This window comes from Flammeovirga sp. MY04 (genome assembly GCF_001682195.2).
Lineage (GTDB): Bacteria > Bacteroidota > Bacteroidia > Cytophagales > Flammeovirgaceae > Flammeovirga > Flammeovirga yaeyamensis.
Genome location: NZ_CP003560.2, coordinates 1,628,477 through 1,649,039, shown reverse-complemented (window position 1 = coordinate 1,649,039; position 20,563 = coordinate 1,628,477). Strand labels below are relative to the sequence as shown.

Here is a 20,563-nt window from a genome sequence, read left to right as displayed (position 1 = left end):
AAGAAGCCTTTTTACTTTTATCTTAAATACAAGATTATTTCTTCAACGAATTCAACCTTACAGTCACCGCATTTTTATGTGCTTGCAACTCTTCGGCTTCAGCCATTCTTTCTACGTGAGGTCCAAGTGCACTTAAACCTGTTTCGTTAATCTTTTGGAAAGTGATTTTTCTATAATAACTATCCAAAGAAACACCAGAATAGTTTTTAGCATAACCGTACGTTGGAAGTGTATGGTTAGTGCCAGAAGCGTAATCTCCGGCAGATTCAGGAGTAAGGTGACCTACAAAGACAGACCCAGCGTTGATAATTTTGTTACAGATGTCATCGGCATTATCAAGAGATAATATCAAATGTTCTGCGGCATATTCGTTTACTAGATCTAAGGCTGTTTTTGGATCTTCAATTAAGAAACTTCTCGAGTGAGATAAAGCTTTAGCAGCAATTTCTTGACGAGGTAATTTCTTTAATTGATTTTCGACTTCGACCATCGTATTATCAATCACTTCTTGAGAAGAAGAAACGAGTATTACTTGGCTGTCAGGTCCATGTTCAGCTTGCGATAATAAATCGGCGGCAATGAATTCTGGTTGAGCAGTTTCGTCAGCCCAAACTAAAACTTCAGATGGGCCTGCAGGCATATCTATGGCAACACCTTCTTTAGTGGCTAATTGTTTAGCTGCAGTTACGTACTGGTTTCCAGGTCCAAATATTTTAGATACAGCTGGAATGGTTTCAGTTCCGAAAGTCATGGCAGCAATTGCTTGTGCACCGCCTACTTTAAATACGTTTTTGATACCAATTTTATAGGCAGTATATAAAATAGCAGGGTGGATGTTTCCTTCTTTATTAGGAGGAGTACACAAACAAACCTCTTCACAACCTGCGATAATTGCAGGAGCACCGATCATAATGACGGTAGAAAATAGGGGAGCAGATCCACCAGGGATATACAAGCCTACTTTTTGGATAGGCACACTTTTTCTCCAGCAATTGATGCCGTCCATAGTTTCTACTTGTAACGTTTCTGTTTTCTGAGAAGCGTGAAAAGTAGTAATGTTTTGGATAGCAATATCTATAGAAGCTTTAAGTTCGCTATCCACCAATTGGATAGCGTCCTCAAATTCTTTTTCAGAAACAATAATAGAATCCACCTCTGCACCATCAAACTGACGAGAGAATGCTCTTAGTGCAGAATCGCCGTCGGTCGCTACGGTTTTAAGGATGGGTGCGACTTGCTTTTCAATTTCCTCCATACGCATGGCAGGTCTTTGAAGCAATTCTCCCCAAGTGGATCTATCTGGATTTTTATAAATCTTCATAAGCCTTCTTTTTACTAAAGAATCATTTTCTCGATAGGTACAACTAAGATACCTTCTGCACCTGCTTCCTTTAGAGCTTCAATTTTACTCCAGAAATCATCTTCAGCAATTACAGTATGAATAGAAACATACTCTTCGTTAGCCAAAGGAAGGATAGAAGGAGATCTCATACCTGGTAAGAGATTGATGATTGTTTGAAGGTTCTCCTTAGGAGCATTCAAAAGAATATATTTATTGTTATCAGCTGTTTGAATCGAATTGATTCTAAATAATAACTGATCAACAATGGCTTTTTTCTCATCAGATAAACCTGGAGTGGCTATCATTAATGCTTCAGAATCGAAAATACTTTCAACTTCTTTCAAATTGTTTTGCATCAATGTCGAACCTGTACTTACTAAGTCACAGATCGCATCAGCAAGACCAATATTTGGAGCAATCTCAACAGACCCAGAAATTTCATGAATATCAGCAGATACACCATTTTCTTTAAGGTAATCACCTAAAATTTTAGGATAAGATGTAGCGATACTCTTTCCGTCTAAGTCCTTTAGACCGTTATATTCTTTTTCTTTTGGAATAGCAATGGATAAACGGCATTTAGAGAAACCTAGATGATGGATAGTGTCTACATTTTTATCTTTTTCAACCGCCTCATTGGCACCTACGATACCGAGATCCGCAACGCCATCTTGTACGTAACCCGGAATGTCATCATCACGAAGGAATAAAAATTCTAAAGGAAAATTGCTAGCTTCTGCTTTTAAAGCTCCCTTCATTCTAGGAATTTTAATTCCACACTGACGGATCAAGTTTAATGATCCCTCACTCAAACGACCTGACTTTTGGATTGCAATCTTAAGTTTTGTCATAATTGTTTTGTGTTATCCTTTGATAGTCAAACACTTTAAAAAGTTAATAATGTAGTTCAGTTCTTTAAATGAACGTATTATATGATCTAACTTTTTTAGTTAAATCAATTTTATATCAAATCTACTTATATTTTTAGAAAATTACATCAAATAAATGTTTTTAAAGGTAGATTTATAAATAAATAAACGAATTGTTGATAATTAAGAAATGTAAGTACTTATATATATTTCTGCTTTTAATAATGGCTTCAATCATCGTATAACGTGAAGAATATTTAATAAATTGACAAAAACATACATTTTATCACCTCGTTAAGGGATTTATGAGATAAAATATTTATTTTGAAATACTTTTTCAATTGAACTAATTAGAAGTTACTTCAATCCCCGATACACGTAATGAATCAAAGACTGATCATATACCTTTTCTTTTTTGCCTTTACTTTGAATAGTACTGCATCACTTTTCGCACAAGGGCAACTATATTACTCAGAACAAGAAAGAATGTTTAATAAAGCGAAAGTTTTATTTTCTGAGAATAATTTTTCGGCTTCACGTAGGCTATTTAAGCAATTCACTAATAAATATTGTGGAAAGAACGAGAAATGCATTGAAGCAGAATATTATTTAGCACTTTGTCAGATGGAATTGGCACATCCCGATGCCGATAAGCAAATTGAGTTTTTCGTTAAAAAATATCCTGTACATCCGTTTTCTAAAAAAGCCTATAAAGCATTGGGCTCTCATTATTTTGAGAAAGGGGAGTATGCCAAGGCATTGGAGGCGTTTAATAAAGATCCGTTTTTTGATTTTTACGATGATAACGATAGAAAAGTAGCCTATCAAGCAGCTTATGCCAATTTTGATCAAGGCAACTATAAAGAAGCCAACAAGCTTTTTCAAGTATTAAAGAAAGGCACTCACCCTTATGCGAATAAATCAAGTTATTATGCCGGTTATTTAGAATATGATAATGGAGATTATGAAACTGCTGCTACAGATTTAGAAAAAGCAGTCAATGACCCTGAAATTAGACCATACGCTTATGCTTTATTGCCATTAGCTTATTATAAGCTAGGACAAGAAGATAAAATGCTAAAAATGATCGCTGAAGCAAGAAATAATGATATACACCTTCCTTCAGATGCTATGTTATTTGCCGCTAAAGTCTATTTCAAAAAGAATAATTTCGAAAAAGCCAATTTGTATTTTGATGAATATTTAAAAGATATTCCATTATTCGCTGTAGATCGAGTAACCTCCTACCAAATTGGATATACAAAGTTTAAAATTGATGACCCAAAAGATGCTTTGCCTTATTTGTCTAATGCAGCAGATAGTAAAGAAAAGGATAAATTAGCTCAATTATCAGCTTATAATTTAGGAGTAGTGGCCCTTAGTTTGGGTGATAAAGAAAAAGCGATGATTGGTTTTGAGCAAGCGTCCAAATTAGAATTCAATAAAACAATTCAAGAACAATCGTCTTATAACTATTGCAAATTATTATTTGATCTTGAATTGTATTCTTCAGTACCACGAGCATGCGATTACTTTTTGGCTTACTTCCCTAATTCGGGTAGATATTCAGAAGTGGAAAATCTAATGAATGTTGCTTTTGTGAATTCTGGAGATTACTCAAGAGCATTAAAGATATTAGATAAGAAATCGTATTTGACGGAAGCTGAACAGAGAGCGTATCAAGAAGCAGCCTTTAATAAGGCAGTAGAGTTAGGGAATGATAATAATGAGGAAGGAGAGGTGAAGCTTCTGAGGAAATCTCAAAGATATCCTTTTAATGATGATCTTTTGCAGGCATCAAATTTCTTTTTGGGTGAAGGGTATTCGGCACTAAATTATTTTGATACTGCAGCTTATTATTACAAGAAAATCCCCCAAGAATCAGAATATTACTTAAAATCAAGATTCGGACTAGCCTATGTACAATATGCTGAAGCGGATTATACATCAGCAATTGATAATTACTCTTATTACATCAATAATGGTAGAAGTTCTGAACCAAGATCTAGAATAACAGAAGCTATAGTGAGAAGAGCCGATTGTTATTTTGGAACACATAAATATGAAGTGGCCGATCGATCATATGCTATGGCAGAAGGTAATAACTCGGAAGAGCAAGATTATATTGCTTATCAAAGAGCACAGATAAAAAGAGCAAAAGGAATGAAAACGGACGCCTATAGAGAATATAAATCTATTGTGTCTGAGTATGGTTCATCTGCATTCGCCCCATTATCGGCTTATCATGCAGCTAATTTGTTAAGAGAAGGATATAAATACAATGATGCGATTAAAGAATACAGCATTGTAATTGATAAATATCCTCAATCATCTGTATATATATCAGCTATTGCTAATAGAGCGTTGGTGTATTCATTATTAGCACAAAATGATTTAGCGGAAAAAGATTATAAATACCTGATTGATAAAGATCCGGTTTCTCCAGAAGCAGAAAATGCCATTGAAGCACTTCAGGAAATGGATAATGATACGTATGTGGTATCTGAATTGGATCACTATAAAGCTATATTTAAAGAAGCGAATCCAGAAAGTAACGCCACCTTGATAGATGATTTCAATACTGCAATGAAACCGTATCAGGAGAAGGATTATGCTAGAGCTGTACAGACTTTAAATCACTTTTTAGTAACAACGCCTTCTTCAAAATTCTCTGATGATATTTATTTTTCATTAGGTTTTTCTCATAAGATGTTGAAAAATAATCAGGAAGCAATTAAGGCTTTTGAAAAGGTAGAACACATGCCAGAAAAGGAAAAGTCGTTGAGGTATGTGAGTGATTTACATTTGGAAGAAAAAGAATACAAAGCAGCTATAGAGTCGTATAACGAATTGGATAAAATAGCTACACGCAGAACTACCAAGTGGGCAGTAAATGTAGGTTTAATGAAAGCACATTTTGAAGAGAAGGATTATACTGCATCTTCTGCTTATGCGAATAAGATTATTGATGAAAAAATGTCTCGCTATGTATTGGAAGCAAGATTATTTCTATCAAAAATAGACTTTGAAAAAGGAAACTATAATAAAGCGTTAACTAGTTTTGATCAACTATCGAAGGAATCAAGTAGTGAAATTGGAGCACAGGCACAATATTATACAGGTGTTTGTTTAAGAAAGGTTGCTTTGATTTATCAAGACGGAAATCAATCGATTGGCACTTCAGAATCTAAAAAATTAATTGATCAGAAATTCACAACAAGTACACAGGCTTTATTAGGTGTTCAAAAGAAATTTGCAGGCTATCCAATATGGACATCGAAAGGGTATTTATTGATTGCAGAAAATTATATTTCTATAGATGATCTATTTAATGCAAAAGCAACTTTAGAATCAATTCAGCAATATTCGGTTTCTCAAGAGGATAAAATGTTGGCCACCAAACGATTGGAGGAAATTAAGCAAATCAAATTAGATAAAAGTACTGTAGCACCAACAAACTAAGATAAAATGAGAAAGTTAATTATATATATGCTCATTTTTTGTGGAGCAACGACAATAGGTTTTGGACAAAATTCTAATCTGGAAAATGCAGAGGTAGTTATCGAAAAACAATCGAGTTTTGAACTACCTGTGATGAGTAGAGATTATGAGAAAATAGATAAAATTCAACGTAAAAATAAGAAGGTTCCTCAGCAATATAATGTTACTCTGATTAATGAAGAAGTGGCTGATTCCTTGCCTCAACAATTGCCTGCTGTACTAGATCAAAGAGAGGAAAAGAAGTTTTACGATAAATATATCCGTGCTGGTTTCGGTAATTATATCACACCATATGTTGAATTTGGTATCAATGGGAATACAAATCCAAATTTCGATTATGGAGTAAAGTTTTATCATAAATCATCTCAAGAAGGATCAGTAGGGAGAAAACTTTCTGCAGAAAGTAGAAACGAATTTGATGCGTTTGCAACAAAATATTCGGATTATGGAATTACGAACGCTTCTATTAACTATGATCGACAGGGGACACACTTCTATGGTTTCACGGCTGATCCGAATATGATTTCTCAAGACAGTATCAAACAGATTATTCAATCTATAGGCTTTGATGTAAGTCATGAAATTCCATCTTACTTAACAGGGAATGATCTTTCATTTAAAGGAGGGTTGTTATTTGATTATACTTTTGATCATTATAACGCTAATGAAATTGAGTTGGGTCTTCAATTAGAGGGAGATTATCAATTAAATGAGGATGCAAAAATCAATGCTCACTTAAAAGGAGCCTATAATCAGTATAACAATAAAACACTCACAGATACAGAAATCAGCCAAAATAGAAGTTGGTTTAAAATGGGAGTGAATTACCAGACTTTTCTAGATGATATTTATATAAAAGCAGGATTAAAACTAGCTTACTCAGGTGATACATCTCAGTATGATAAAGGCTTTTATATTTATCCTGATATCTTGGTTCGTTATACTATTTGTGAGGATGAATTAGCTGCCTTCTTTAAAGTAGACGGTGATTTAGAATTGGTCAATTATAATAATGTGACAAGCATGAATCCTTGGGTAAATAATAATCTAAACTTATTACATGAGGACAAAGCGATAAATATTCAATTAGGAGCCGAAGCAAATTTATCTGATGAAATTGGTGTGAAAGGTAGTATTGGTTATGCATTATCAAACAATATGGGCTTTTTGATAAATTCCCCAACAGATGTTTCGAGATTTGAGATGGTCTATGCCACTAATGAGAAGACGGGTAATTTCAAAATTGACCTTGAGGGCATGTGGAGTAAAAGAGAATGGGAAGTGATTGCTCAAGCAAGATTGAACGCCTACAATGTTCAAGATACTTTAATCGGAAAGGCGTATCATCGACCAATTTCTGAAAATACTATTTCAGTGAAATATAAATATTTATCCAACTGGAAATTTGGTGCTGTAGTATATAATAAGATAGGGATAAAAGCTGTAGAGTTTGATCCACAAACGGGTGCAAGAAACGAAATTAATTTGCCCGTAATATTTGATTTGAATCTAACGGCACAATATCAATTCAACGAAAATCTTTCCGCTTTTGGTTTAGTCAACAACTTGTTTAGTCAAAAATACCAAGAGTATTATAGATACAATGTTAGAGGATTTCAATTGATGGCAGGGGTGAGTTATAAATTTTAATTCCTGTAATACGTAGAAATCAGTAGAAAATTATAATAATGTGTAGCATATTTAATTATATAACACAAAAAGAATTTTCATTTTACAATTGATTCTTTAATTTAGTGAATGATGAATGGTGTGTTTTGTATAAAAAAACCATTATTCAATTTTTTGGCATTTACTCTTTAATTATAAACGCATGATTGCAGATGCAATAAAAAACGCACTTTTAGATTGGTGCGTGGTGGTTATTCCTGACTTGGGAACATTTTGGTCAGAAGAAAGTGGGGCAGAATTATCGCCTTCAGGTAATCTGATTAAACCACCTCATGTTAATATCTCATTTAAGACAGAAATTGAAGACAAAGATAGTGATGTCTATTCTTTGGTGGAGTTTATTTCTAAAAATGAGGATTATGATGCTGAAGAAATAGCGATTCAAATCAGTATGTTTGTTATGAACATCAAACAGCGTCTTGAGGACGGAGAGACCGCACCAATTGGTGATTTAGGTTATTTCGTTCAGGAGGATGGTGAAGAAATTGAGTTCAGACAAAGAAGCGAGAGTAATATCATTCCAGATAGCTTTGGATTGCCAAAAATAACTGCAACTCCACTCGTTCAAGAAGAAATTCTTGAGGACGAACCAATATATGATACCGAAGAAGAAGTTTTTGAGGAAGAAACGAAATCGAAAAAGCCTATTTGGTTATTTGTGGCTATTCCATTGATTATAATTTTTACAGCAGCAGCCTATTTCTTCTTCAAGCCAACGGTAGATACACCTATGGCTGAAAATGAAACAGAGGAGACGGTGCAAAATGAACAAGAAGAAACTTCAACAACTTCGGATGATGAAGTTAGTGAAGAAGATAATGAAGAACCCGCTGAGGTGACTTCTGATAATTCAGAAACAGCAATTGCTCAAGAAGAGGAACCAAAAGAAGAAGTCGTTTCTCCAGTTTCATCAAGTGAAAGAAACGGAAACGTTCATATTGTTATTTCTTCATTCGGTGCTAGAGTAAATGCTGAAAAAGCGGTGAAAGAAGCAGAGGCAAAAGGATTTAGTCATGTAGGAGTAATAGCTACTAAAGATAAATTTAGAGTGGCTATTAAAGGATTCAATTCTCACCAAGAAGCAAAAGCAGATTTAGCTGATGTCCAAAAAGTATATAAAGGTGCTTGGATTATCAGAAATTAAATTGACACAATATAAACCATACTATAGATGAACTTTTTAATGAGTGTTTTACAAGACACGGAAATGCCTGAAACGGGTATGCAAGGAGTTTTTGAGGAATCACTTTCTTTATTCGAATTGATCGAAAAAGGAGGAATCACTATGATTATCTTAGGGGTTCTATTCGTGATTGCATTTTATCTTTTAGTCAATAAACTTTTAACCATTAGAAAAGCGAAAAAAGATCCCACTAAAATGTTGGATAAAGTAACCGCTTACGTTTTAAAAGGAGATATTGAAACAGCCAAAAAGTATGCAGATAAAGAGCCTACTCCAATGGGGAAGATGATTAAGACGGGCTTAAACTATATTGGTACAACTTCAAAATTAGATATGATTGAAAAGAGTATCGAAAATGTTGCGAAAATTGAGTTATATAAACTTGAGAAAAATGTGGCATTAGTAGGTATGATTTCAGGTGCGGCACCAATGATTGGTTTCTTTGGAACTGTGATAGGTATGATCAATGCATTTATTGCTATTTCACAAGAAGAAGGATCGGTAAGTCCTAAGCTATTATCATCTGGTATTTACGAAGCAATGATCACTACTGCGGGTGGTTTAGCAGTTGGTATTTTTGCATATATCGCATACAACTATTTAGTAAGAGCGATGGCAGACGTTGTTCACAAAATGGAAGTGGTGACGATTGAGTTTATTGAATTACTTCAAAACAATTAATCATCATGGGATTAAAACAAGAGAATAAAATTGACCCATCATTTAACATGTCGTCTATGACGGATATGATCTTCTTGTTGTTGGTCTTTTTTATGTTGACATCCAATTTTGTAACACCTTCTGGTTTACCTATATCTGTGCCCAGTAGTAAGACCTCTACTAAGGTAATGCCTAAAGTGTCTGTAAGTATTACAAAAGATTTAAAATACTACGTAAACGAAGTGGAGGTTCCTTTAAATTATCTAGAGGAAGAATTAAAAAATGTACTACCTCAAAAAAAGGAGGGAGTAGTAGTTTTAACAGTAGATAAAGAGGTTCCAGTTCAACATTTAGTGAATGTTGCAGGAATAGCAGCAGGGTTAAAGGCAAAAGTGTCAATTGCCACGAAACCGACATCGAAAGTGGGTAAGTAATTATGGCCTTAAAGAAAACCAAAGCAGAAAGAGATCAAGATTTTAAACATAGATGGATATCCATTTTCTTTACTATGTTAGTTACTGCAGGGATATTAATTCTTGCATGGTACACTATTGTTTGGTCGCCACCCGATCCACCTATTCCACAATATGGTATTGAGGTGGCCTTTGGTTTGGATGATGCTGGTTCTGGAGCTGTAAAATCAGAAGCACCTGTTGTAGAAGATAATGATATTTTGGATGAACCAAAACCATCAGAACCTACTCCCGAACCTGAACCTCAAGAAACTATAGAAGAGACTGTAGAAGAACCCGTAGAGGAGGTGGTAGAAGAAGCTCCCACTGAACAAACTCCTTCAAATGATCCAGCACCTGTTACAGATCAAGAAGTAGAAGAATCTGTGCCTGTAGCTGAAAAGCCTGCTCCTAAAGAAGAGAAAAAAGAAATTAAAGAAAAGCCTAAAGAGGTAGTTAAAAAAGAAGAACCTAAACCTAAGACGCCTCAACATACTATGGGACCTGCCAATAGTACTGGCACGGCTGATCAACAAAAATCAAATAATAAAGGTAATGTTGATGGAGCAAAAGGAAACCAAGGATCCGAGAAAGGTACATTAAATAGTGATACCATGATGAAATCGGATGGCGGTTCAGGCGGTTCAGCATTGAGTATGCCGGGTTGGAACTGGATCGATCCGCCTCAAGTGGATGATACGTCTACAGCTACAGGGAAAATTGTTATTGATATTCAGGTAGATGAATACGGTGATGTTATTGCCCTTAAAACAGTTTTCAGATCAGTACCAAGAGCAGTGGTTCTAAAGTATGAAGCTGCTGTAAGGAATTTATCTTTTGCACCTACAAGAGCTGATGCCGATATTCAAGGAATTACTAATGGATCGATTACGTTTATTTTACGTAATAAGTAAAATTTAAAAATAAACTCTTCAACAAACTATTATTTATACTATTAACTGATGGAACAAGCTATTACCGATCAAGTGATTTGCAGAAATTGTAAAACACCTCACAGACATGATATTGAAAATTGTACAGTTTGTGACTTCCCAATTCACGGGACAGATAAAGAACAATCTGTGTTTATTGCTAAACAAATCACACAAAAAGCAGATGTAAAAGACTCATTTAGAAAGATGCAATTGTCTAGAAATTTACTGTTTGGGATAGGGGTCTTCAATATTTGCATGGCTCTATTTTCTTTAATCATTGAAAAATCATTCGGCATTGAATTGTTTTTTGGTATTGCTTTAGGAGGTTTATTTATTTTCTTTTCATTATTGACAAAGAAGAACCCTCTTTTCGCTACCGGAGGACCAATTGTATTATACCTAATCTATATTGTGGCTTTAACTACTATTGATTCCAGGTATTTAACGGATGGAGTTATTTTTAAAATCGCCTTTTTTATGATTTTAGGATATGGTTTTTTTAGTACAATTAAGGCCAATTCTATTTTAAAGAAAAACCCGTATTTGGTTTCTCTTATTGATAAGAAATAAGAATAATGATTATTCATTTTTGAAACTCATGGTGAATAAACTAACATTAGTATATCATGATTTATTTAATCATCAAAGCAGTTTTTGATATCCATTATTTCTGATTAATTTCGCTAAAAATAATCCTTATAAAATGAAAAAAATCAATATCCCAGCTCAGATCAGAGGTCTTATCTTTGATATGGACGGAACTGTTGCCGATACAATGCCAACACATTATTTAGCTTGGAAAGTAGTATTTGATGAAATTGGATACGATTTTACCGAAAAAGAATTTTATGAATTGGCAGGGGTGACATCAGTAGAAATCCTTGAAAAGATAGCAAATGAACATGGTTTTGATGTCGATGCTCAACATTATGCAGATAAAAAAGATCAAGAGTATCTTAAATTGGTAGCTAAAGGTGAAGTGAAGCCTGTTGAACCCATTTTTAACATCGTAAAGGAATATTTTGGAAAGTTACCTATGGCTATTGGTACAGGTAATAACGATGAAGTTATTGAACATACTTTAACTGGTTTGGGTGCCTATCACATGTTTGATGTGAAAGTAGGGGCTGACCAAGTGGAAAATGGAAAACCTGATCCAGAAACATTCTTGCAATGTGCCATCAGAATGAATATTGAGCCTCAATATTGTATGGTTTTCGAAGACGGAAATCCTGGTATCGAAGCTGCAAAAAGGGCAGGAATGAGAGTAATTGATGTAAGAGAATATATTTAGCAAAAATGAGATTGTTTTTAAAGTACAAAACAATCTCATTTTTTTTATAAAACATTGATTACTAATGTGTTGAAATTACACTTATTCAAAAAATATTTAAAATAATTGTTAATTATTTATTGGAATATTTTAATCTTGAAGATTTGTAAATAGGTCAAATACAAAGAGTTATTTGTATTAAAAGTGGATTGCTATTATTATGTATACCCTAGACTGACAATAGTCATGTTTTAAACCGATTTGATTGTCTAGTATTGTAGCGTTATTTAAAAAATCAACAAATATTAAATTTACGAAGACATGAGTTTAATCGTAGACGTTCACGCAAGACAAATCCTTGATTCAAGAGGTAATCCTACAGTAGAAGTAGACGTAACAACAGAAACAGGTACAGTTGGTCGTGCTGCAGTTCCATCTGGAGCATCAACTGGTGAGTATGAAGCTGTAGAATTACGTGACGGTGGATCGGAATACTTGGGTAAAGGTGTTTTGAAAGCGGTTGAAAACGTTAATGAAATTATTGCTGAGGAATTAATCGGTGCTTCTGTATTCGAACAAAATGCAATCGACCAAGCAATGATCGCTTTAGACGGTACTCCTAACAAAGCAAAATTAGGTGCTAACGCTATCTTGGGTGTATCACTTGCAGTAGCTCACGCAGCAGCAGCTGAATTAGGTCTTCCTTTATATAGATATGTAGGTGGTGTTTCTGCAAACACAATGCCTGTACCAATGATGAACATCATCAACGGTGGTTCTCACTCTGATGCACCTATCGCATTCCAAGAGTTCATGATCCAACCTGTATCAGCAACAAACTTTACTGATGCTATCCGTATCGGTTGTGAAGTATTCCACGCATTGAAGAAAGTAATCCATGACCGTGGTCTTTCTACTGCAGTAGGTGACGAAGGTGGTTTCGCTCCAGCTTTCGATTCAACTGAGGATGCTTTAGATTCAGTTAAAATTGCAGTTGCAAACGCTGGTTACGAGTTCGGTAAAGACATCACTATCGCTTTAGACTGTGCTGCTTCTGAGTTCTTTGTAGACGGTAAATACAACTACGAGAAGTTCGGTGACATGAAAGGTGGTATCAAAACTTCTGAAGAGCAAGCTCAATACTTGGCTGAATTAGCTGAGAAATACTGTATCACTTCTATCGAAGACGGTATGGATGAGAACGATTGGGACGGTTTCAAGAAATTGACTGACCTTTGTGGTGATAAAGTACAATTAGTAGGTGACGATTTATTCGTAACTAACGTTGAGAAATTAGAAAGAGGTATCAACGAAGGTATCGCTAACTCTATCTTGATCAAAGTTAACCAAATCGGTTCATTGACTGAGACTATCGCTGCAGTTGAAATGGCACACAGAGCTGGTTATACTTCAGTAATGTCTCACCGTTCAGGTGAAACTGAAGACAACACTATTGCTGACTTGGCAGTAGCATTGAACTGTGGTCAAATCAAAACTGGTTCAGCTTCTCGTTCAGACCGTATGGCTAAGTACAACCAATTACTTCGTATCGAAGAAAAACTTGGTTCTACTGCTAAGTACTTAGGTTTGAAAGCATTCAAGCAAGACTTCAACTTCTAATTAGAAGTTAAATATAATTTCGCACTGTAATTCATTTACAGTCGGGTGGAGGCTATCTTTTATAAGGTAGCCTCTTTTTTTGTTGGAACAAATATTATTTTTATTTAAACTCATTATAAATAATATGTTTATTATTTGTAATTAATCTTAATAAGCTTTAGGTTTGTCATGACAATTAAATTTTCAACTCACTACTTTTTTTGAAAATGAAACTTTCAAAGATGAACACTAAATTATTCATTTCTCTATTAGCTCTAAGCTCAATCTTTTTCTCTTGTTCTGATGATACAGACACCACTCCTGCGACAAGAGTTAACTACGATTTTGACAATGTAGATTACTCAGGACAAACAGCTAGAATCATGATGTTAGATTCTTTAGAGTCTTACATTAAGTCGGCAAACGATGGTGCAACTGCTATCACTGCAACTCATATGAATGCTATCTACACAAATGAATCAGGCGATCTATTCGGATCTTCTAAGGATTTAGAAAGTAAAACAGCGAATGATCCTACGTTAATCGCCAATGTATATGATCAAGTGCCAGCTTACTTTGCATCTGCGGAAGTTGCATCAGGTAATGCTGATAACATTATTGGAGGTCGTTTATTTGATGCAGAAGGTCACGAACCTGCTCAAATGGTGGGTAAAGGTTTAATGGGCGCTGTACTGTTTTACCAATCAGTTTCTTATTATTTAACTGCTGAGAAATTAAATGCAGGAGATAATGAAACAGTTACAGAAGGTAAAGGTACTGATATGGAACACTATTGGGACGAAGCTTTTGGTTATTTTGGAGCAACAACAGATTACTTGACAAACGAAGAAGGTACTAATTATTACTGGGCTAAATATGCAGCATCAAGATCATCTGTATACGATGTTAGAGCTGATATTTTTAATGCTTTCATTGCTGGTCGTCAAGCAATTGCTGATAAAGACTATGAAGAAAGAGATGTTCAAGCAGCAATCATTCAAGCAAAATGGGAAGAGCTAGTTGCAATTAATGTTGTTCATTATGCTAACTCTGTAATTTCAGATACTGAACTAGGTGATATTTTACACCACTGGTCGGAAGCTGTTGCATTTGCTACAGCACTACAGTACAATACTTCAAAAACAATCACGAATGAAAATATAGCTGTCATACTAGCAGCTTTATATTCTGATGATATCAAAAATGAAGATAAAACAGCATTAAATGCTAAAATGGAGGCAGCAAAAGCAGTAATTAAGTCGACTTATGGCTTCTCAGATGAGGTTATGAGTAATTTATAATTATCTTTGCAAAATATTTACAAATAATATACTAACTCAGCAGACAATCTATCTGCTGAGTTACTGTGCATACACCTAAATTTGATTTTTTCTGATGAACAAAATTAACCTATTCTTAGCACTTCTATTCTGTACAATTCTCTATTCATGTGATGATTCCACTGACACTATGAGTGTAGAGTTTTCTCAAATAGAAATGTTGAAAAATTATTCAGACAATCTTATTGTACCAGCGTTCAAAGCTTACTCAGAAAGTGCTATTGAACTAGAAACGGCTACTGAAAGTTTTTTAGCTGATGCAAATGATGAGACATTATCAAACGTTAGGGGAAAGTTAAATGATACCTATCAAAAGTGGTCGAAGGTAAATGCATTTCAATATGGTGATGCTTTATCAATGAATTTATTGGTAAATACTAATTCATTTCCTACAAAGTTTAGTGAAATCGAATCAAAAATAGCTGCAGGAGATTTTAACCTTGGCTCAATATCATCATTCAATGTTAAAGGTTTACCAGCATTAGATTATTTACTGAATTCAGGATCTACTTTAGATTTGTTTACAACTGATGCAAATCAGGCAAATCGTCGACAATACCTAAAAACGGTAGTGGAAGCTGTAAAAAATGATGCTGATGCTATTTATAACTCTTGGACATCAGGATATGCAACTGAGTTTGCTGCAAATGAAGGTATTGATCCAAGTAGTTCTATTTCATACATAGTAAATGAATACAATAAAGCGTACGAAAGATGTAAGAATCAAAGAGTAGGATATGCTTTAGGTAAAAACTCTATCTCTGGTAACTCTTCTCCAATGTCTGTTGAGTCTTATTATAGTCAGGAGACATTAAGTCTTCTAAAATCAAATGTTGAATCATTAAGAAGTATTTTTAATGGTGGAGATGGAATTGGGTTAGCTGATTACCTAAAAGCTTACTATACAGCAGGTGCGGTAGAAGAAGATCTTTCAGAAAAAATCAATAATCAGTTTGATGTTATCCTTGCTCAATTAGACAAATGTTCTGATTCCTTTTCAGATCATATAGAAGCAAAGGACGAAACAGTCGAAACTTTATATACTGAAATGTCAAAATTGGTAGTGATGATTAAATCAGAAATGCCATCTGTTCTTTCAGTAAAAATTACTTATCAAGATAGCGATGGTGACTAAGATCGATAAATATATCAACCAACAAGTCTCAATTGCTCCATTAGTGGTTTTTAGAATCATTTTTGGTTTAATGATGGCGGGTAGTGGAATAAGATTTTGGGCCAACGGTTGGATAGATAGTCAATTTATCCAACCTTCCTTCTTTTTCCATTATTACGGATTCTCATGGATTTCACCTTTAGGTGAATCTGGGATGTATTTAATTTTTATTCTTATGATCATAGCGGCCTTTGGTGTCGCTTTCGGCGCTTTTTATAGAATTTCTGCAATCACCTATTTTTTGACATTCACTTATGTCGAACTAATTGACCTAACCAATTATCTCAACCATTATTATTTTGTGAGTTTGATGGCCTTTATCATGGTATTCCTTCCTGCTCACAGACGTTTTTCGATAGATGTTTATAGAAATCCTGAAACTTTTAGAAGAGAAGTATCTGCTTGGACTATCAATGTAGTGAAACTACAATTAGGTATCGTTTATTTTTATGCTGGCATTGCTAAAATAAACACTGATTGGTTATTTAAAGCCCAACCATTAAAGTTATGGTTAGCTTCAAGAACAGATATGTGGCTCATTGGTCCATTATTCAAATACAAATGGGTAGCCTATTTCTTTTCATGGGCTGGATGTTTATATGATTTGTTGGTGCCATTTTTCTTGGCCAACAAGAGGACAAGAGTATTGGCCTATTTGGCTGTCATATTCTTTCATATCATCACCTCTGCTTTATTTCCCATTGGTATGTTCCCATTCATTATGATTTTCAGTACGCTGATATTCTTTTCTGATGAGTTTCATGAGAGAATCATATTGTTCTTAGGTAGAATTTTTAGTACAGAAAATCTTGATTTTAAAGTGACTCGAGGTAGAATTAATTCATTGCCTCAGCATTTGATAAAAATTGGATTTGCTGCCTTCTTCCTTCTTCAATTAATATTTCCTTTCCGATATGCTCTTTATTCTGATAACTTATTTTGGACTGAACAAGGTTTTAGGTTCTCATGGAGAGTAATGTTGATGGAGAAATCGGGTGCTGCAACCTTTTATGTAGAAAACCCAGAGAATAATCATAGAATTGAGATTACCAATAGTGATTATCTCACGCCATTACAAGAAAAGATGATGGCCACTCAACCAGATTTTATTTTACAATACGCTAAATTTTTAAAAGAAGAATTCACAAAAAAAGGAATTAAATCGCCGAAAGTGTTTGTTGATTCTTATGTTTCTTTAAATGGGAGACCAAGCAAAAGATACATAGACCCAACGGTAGATCTTTCTCAACTTTCAGATAATTTCAAACCCAAATCGTGGATTTTACCTTTTAAAGGATAATTTTTATGCTACATAGATTACTATATATTTTCGGTCTTATTTTATTATCTCTTACTTCTGCCTTTGCTCAATATAGTATTAAGGGTAGAGTAGTTGATGTTAAGGAGCAACAACTTGATGCTGTCGATGTTTTTATCAAAAGTAAAGCATTGAAAGTATCAACGAATAATAAGGGAGAATTTATCATCGATGGATTATCAAATGGTAATTATGTAGTTGGAGTATTTAAGTACGGTTTTTCACCTATTGAAAAAACGGTTACGGTTAAAAATGAAAATCAAACGATCAATTTCACATTAAAACCTCTTGAAACAGTTTTAGACGAAGTAAATATTACAGATGCTTCAACAACAGCAGAAATCAAAAGATTAGAAGCTGTAGTTGGTACTTCTATTTACGAAGGGAAGAAAAGTGAAGTGATTTTGGTCGATAACCTAACCGCCAATTTAGCGACGAATAATTCAAGACAAGTATATAACCGTGTGCCGGGACTGAACATTTGGGAAAGTGATGGTGCAGGTATTCAGTTGGGTATTGGTGGAAGAGGATTAAGTCCGAATAGAACATCAAATTTCAATACAAGACAAAATGGTTATGATATCGCTGCAGATGCATTAGGATATCCTGAGAGTTATTACACACCTCCAATGGAAGCTGTAGAAGAAGTTCAAATTGTGAGAGGAGCGGCATCATTACAGTATGGAACTCAATTTGGTGGATTATTAAACTTCAAAATGAAGAGAGGTAATACCGAAAAGCCTTTTGAGTTTACAACGCGTCAGACAGTTGGATCTTTTGGTCTATTTAATTCATTCAATAGTATTGGAGGACAAAAAGGGAAGGTGAATTATTATGCAATGTACCAATACAAAACAGGTGAAGGTTGGCGACCAAACTCAGATTTTAATGTCAATACAGTGTTTACAGGGGTACAATATGATGTGACGGATAAATTTAAGATCGGAGTAGAAATTACTCATATGGATTACCTTGCACAACAGCCAGGTGGTTTAACAGATGATGAATTTTATCAAGATCCAAGAGCATCATATACTGAACAAAATTGGTTTAAGGTAAATTGGAATATAGCAAGTGTTAACCTTCAATACCAATTTACTCCAAAAGCTAAAATTGAAATGAGAAATTTTGGTTTGTTGGCTAGTCGCGATGCATTAGGAATCAATTTAAATAAATTAGATCCCTATAACGAACCAAGGTTGTTGGTCGCTGATGAATTTAGAAATGTAGGTACAGAAATTAGGTACATGCAACATTATGATTTTAAAGGGAAGCCATCTGTTTTTGTTATTGGTTCACGTCTTTATCATGGTAACGATGATAAAAAGCAAGGTGATGCATCTGATGGAAATGATGCTAACTTTAATTTTTCTCATCCTGATTCCTTATTGTCAGATCATAATTTCAGAATCAATAACTATGCTTTTTTTGCGGAAAATATCTTTCAGATCAATGATAAATTTTCAATCACTCCTGGTATCCGATTTGAATACATACAAACAACAGGAAAAGGATATTATCAGCAAACTTTCTTCGAACCTGGTGATGATGGTTTAATTGAAGAGATCACTCGACCCATTGAAGATAATATCAATAATACTAGAAATATATTCATAGCAGGTGTTGGTTTCAGCTACAAACCTATTCAAGATTTAGAAGTGTATGCGAATATATCTCAAAATTATAGAGCAATTACTTATTCAGATTTAAGGTCGCTAAATACTAATGTTAGAATAGATCCTAATCTAAAAGATGAGAAAGGTTATTCTGCTGACCTTGGATTGAGAGGAACACTCCCTTGGTTAAATTATGATGTCAGTACTTTCTATTTAAGATATAACGATAAAATTGGTTTGGCTAATCCAGCCAATCCAATAAGAACTAACATTGCTGATGCTTATACTTTAGGTATCGAGTCTTATACGGAGATTAAGTGGATGGATATTTTCTCTCCATTAAGTGATTATCATTTCAATCTTTTTGCAAACGTAGCATTTATTCGAGGAAAATATATTTCTGAGGATAGAGTATATGATGGAAAAAATGTTGAATTGGTTCCTCCATTTAATATTAAGACAGGAATTAATGCAGGATATAAATCGTTTAATCTTTCCTTACAATATACTTATGTGGAGAAGCATTACACAGATGCAGCCAACACAGAAGAACCTTTAGCAGATGCCGTTTATGGTCCGATTCCAAGCTATTATGTGATGGATTTATCCGCTAAATATTCATTTAAATGGTTTGGAATAGAATCAGGTATTAATAACCTAACAGATAATATGTACTTTACTCGTAGAGCCACAGGTTATCCGGGACCAGGTATTATACCTTCTGATGGCAGAAATTATTATTTCACTTTACAGTTCAAGATTTAGTTCGTTCTAATTCGGAAACTTTAAAAAATAAGAACTTACTTTAATAGAAAATTTGATAAATCTATTTAATATATCCTTCTAAAAAATTTGTATGCTTATAGGTTTCGTATATTTTTGTAAATTGGTTAATGAAAATTTGTTCATTCATTTATAATTATAACTGTTAGTAATTCGATATGGCAAAAAGTATAGACGAAACGAAACTACAAAGAATTAAAGAAGCAACTATAGAAATGGTCGTTTCAAAAGGATATGGGGGAGCATCAGTTTCGTCAATTGCCAAAAAAGCACAAGTAGCAGATGGGTATTTATATAGACACTATCCAAGTAAAGCTGCACTAGTACAAGCGTTATATCACTCTAATATTGAATACTTCCGTAATTTGATCTTCAAATACATGGAAGAACATGAAAAGTTAGAGGAAGTGATTTATCATTTCTGTAATGAAATTTTTACATTGGCGAATGATAATCCTTCAAGAGCAAAATTCATCAACATGTTGATGAATGATTATACATTCTTGATGAGTAAAGAAATGGTACTAAAAATACCAGAAAGCTCTAAAAGAATGGTCGAGAGAGGATATAACACAGGTGAGATTAATGAAAATATCAATGTAGAAATGTTCAACGCGGTATTTCCTGCTATTCCGATTCAATATGCATCGTCAAGAGCAACAGAAGTATTCAGTAAAGAACGTTTAACAGAAAATGATGCTAAAATTGTAGCTCATTTAGTGATAAATGCATTAAAGTAATTATTTTTGTATTTGATAAAGGTGAAAACCTTTAAATTATATTACTGAAGGTGAAACAGACGGATAGTTTATCCGTCTTTTTTATTTTT

At 34.2% G+C, this 20,563-nt stretch carries 16 protein-coding genes; 14 read left to right on the top strand and 2 right to left on the bottom strand.

The window, feature by feature from the left end:
* Positions 1-34: 34 nt before the first annotated feature.
* Both hisD and hisG read right to left on the bottom strand, forming a co-directional pair.
* The gene (hisD, locus tag MY04_RS06680) at positions 35-1,321 is read right to left on the bottom strand and encodes a histidinol dehydrogenase (protein ID WP_066207893.1); all 1,287 of its coding nucleotides are present in this window, start codon (positions 1,319-1,321) and stop codon (positions 35-37) included.
* A gap of 14 nt (positions 1,322-1,335) precedes the next feature.
* Positions 1,336-2,193, bottom strand: coding sequence for an ATP phosphoribosyltransferase (gene hisG / locus MY04_RS06675; protein WP_066207891.1), 858 nt, complete (start codon positions 2,191-2,193; stop codon positions 1,336-1,338).
* Positions 2,194-2,592: 399 nt separating this feature from the next.
* Here hisG and MY04_RS06670 point away from each other — a divergent pair, with 399 nt between their 5' ends.
* The 14 genes from MY04_RS06670 to MY04_RS06605 all read left to right on the top strand — a co-directional run bounded on the left by MY04_RS06670 (position 2,593) and on the right by MY04_RS06605 (position 20,474).
* The gene (locus tag MY04_RS06670; protein WP_066207890.1) at positions 2,593-5,673 is read left to right on the top strand and encodes a tetratricopeptide repeat protein; all 3,081 of its coding nucleotides are present in this window, start codon (positions 2,593-2,595) and stop codon (positions 5,671-5,673) included.
* 6 nt (positions 5,674-5,679) lie between these two features.
* Complete coding sequence (locus MY04_RS06665; protein WP_158297602.1) at positions 5,680-7,362, top strand: TonB-dependent receptor; 1,683 nt, start codon at positions 5,680-5,682, stop codon at positions 7,360-7,362.
* Between the two features lie 181 nt (positions 7,363-7,543).
* The gene (locus MY04_RS06660) at positions 7,544-8,545 is read left to right on the top strand and encodes an SPOR domain-containing protein (RefSeq protein ID WP_066207886.1); all 1,002 of its coding nucleotides are present in this window, start codon (positions 7,544-7,546) and stop codon (positions 8,543-8,545) included.
* Positions 8,546-8,572: 27 nt separating this feature from the next.
* Positions 8,573-9,265, top strand: a complete 693-nt coding sequence (locus MY04_RS06655; RefSeq protein ID WP_066207884.1) for a MotA/TolQ/ExbB proton channel family protein — start codon at positions 8,573-8,575, stop codon at positions 9,263-9,265.
* Between the two features lie 5 nt (positions 9,266-9,270).
* The gene (locus MY04_RS06650) at positions 9,271-9,678 is read left to right on the top strand and encodes an ExbD/TolR family protein (protein WP_066207882.1); all 408 of its coding nucleotides are present in this window, start codon (positions 9,271-9,273) and stop codon (positions 9,676-9,678) included.
* Between the two features lie 2 nt (positions 9,679-9,680).
* On the top strand, positions 9,681-10,610 hold the full coding sequence (locus tag MY04_RS06645; protein WP_066207881.1) for a hypothetical protein: 930 nt from the start codon (positions 9,681-9,683) through the stop codon (positions 10,608-10,610).
* Positions 10,611-10,658: 48 nt separating this feature from the next.
* The gene (locus MY04_RS06640) at positions 10,659-11,201 is read left to right on the top strand and encodes a hypothetical protein (protein WP_066207880.1); all 543 of its coding nucleotides are present in this window, start codon (positions 10,659-10,661) and stop codon (positions 11,199-11,201) included.
* Between the two features lie 133 nt (positions 11,202-11,334).
* Positions 11,335-11,925 carry an HAD family hydrolase gene (locus MY04_RS06635; protein WP_066207878.1) on the top strand — a complete coding sequence of 197 codons (591 nt, stop codon included), beginning with the start codon at positions 11,335-11,337 and terminating at the stop codon, positions 11,923-11,925.
* 300 nt (positions 11,926-12,225) lie between these two features.
* Positions 12,226-13,524 carry a phosphopyruvate hydratase gene (gene eno, locus MY04_RS06630; protein ID WP_066207875.1) on the top strand — a complete coding sequence of 433 codons (1,299 nt, stop codon included), beginning with the start codon at positions 12,226-12,228 and terminating at the stop codon, positions 13,522-13,524.
* A 221-nt stretch (positions 13,525-13,745) separates the two neighbouring features.
* A complete protein-coding gene (locus tag MY04_RS06625) occupies positions 13,746-14,804 on the top strand; it encodes a DUF4856 domain-containing protein (RefSeq protein ID WP_158297601.1) in 1,059 nt (352 codons plus the stop codon).
* A 94-nt stretch (positions 14,805-14,898) separates the two neighbouring features.
* A complete protein-coding gene (locus MY04_RS06620) occupies positions 14,899-15,978 on the top strand; it encodes an imelysin family protein (protein WP_084005794.1) in 1,080 nt (359 codons plus the stop codon).
* Complete coding sequence (locus MY04_RS06615) at positions 15,968-17,317, top strand: HTTM domain-containing protein (RefSeq protein ID WP_066207869.1); 1,350 nt, start codon at positions 15,968-15,970, stop codon at positions 17,315-17,317. The genes MY04_RS06620 and MY04_RS06615 overlap by 11 nt, the downstream gene beginning before the upstream one ends.
* Before the next feature lie 5 nt (positions 17,318-17,322).
* Entirely contained in the window at positions 17,323-19,716 is a 2,394-nt protein-coding gene (locus MY04_RS06610; RefSeq protein WP_066207868.1) for a TonB-dependent receptor domain-containing protein, read from the top strand.
* A gap of 176 nt (positions 19,717-19,892) precedes the next feature.
* Positions 19,893-20,474, top strand: a complete 582-nt coding sequence (locus tag MY04_RS06605; protein WP_066207867.1) for a TetR/AcrR family transcriptional regulator — start codon at positions 19,893-19,895, stop codon at positions 20,472-20,474.
* The last annotated feature ends 89 nt before the right edge of the window (positions 20,475-20,563 follow it).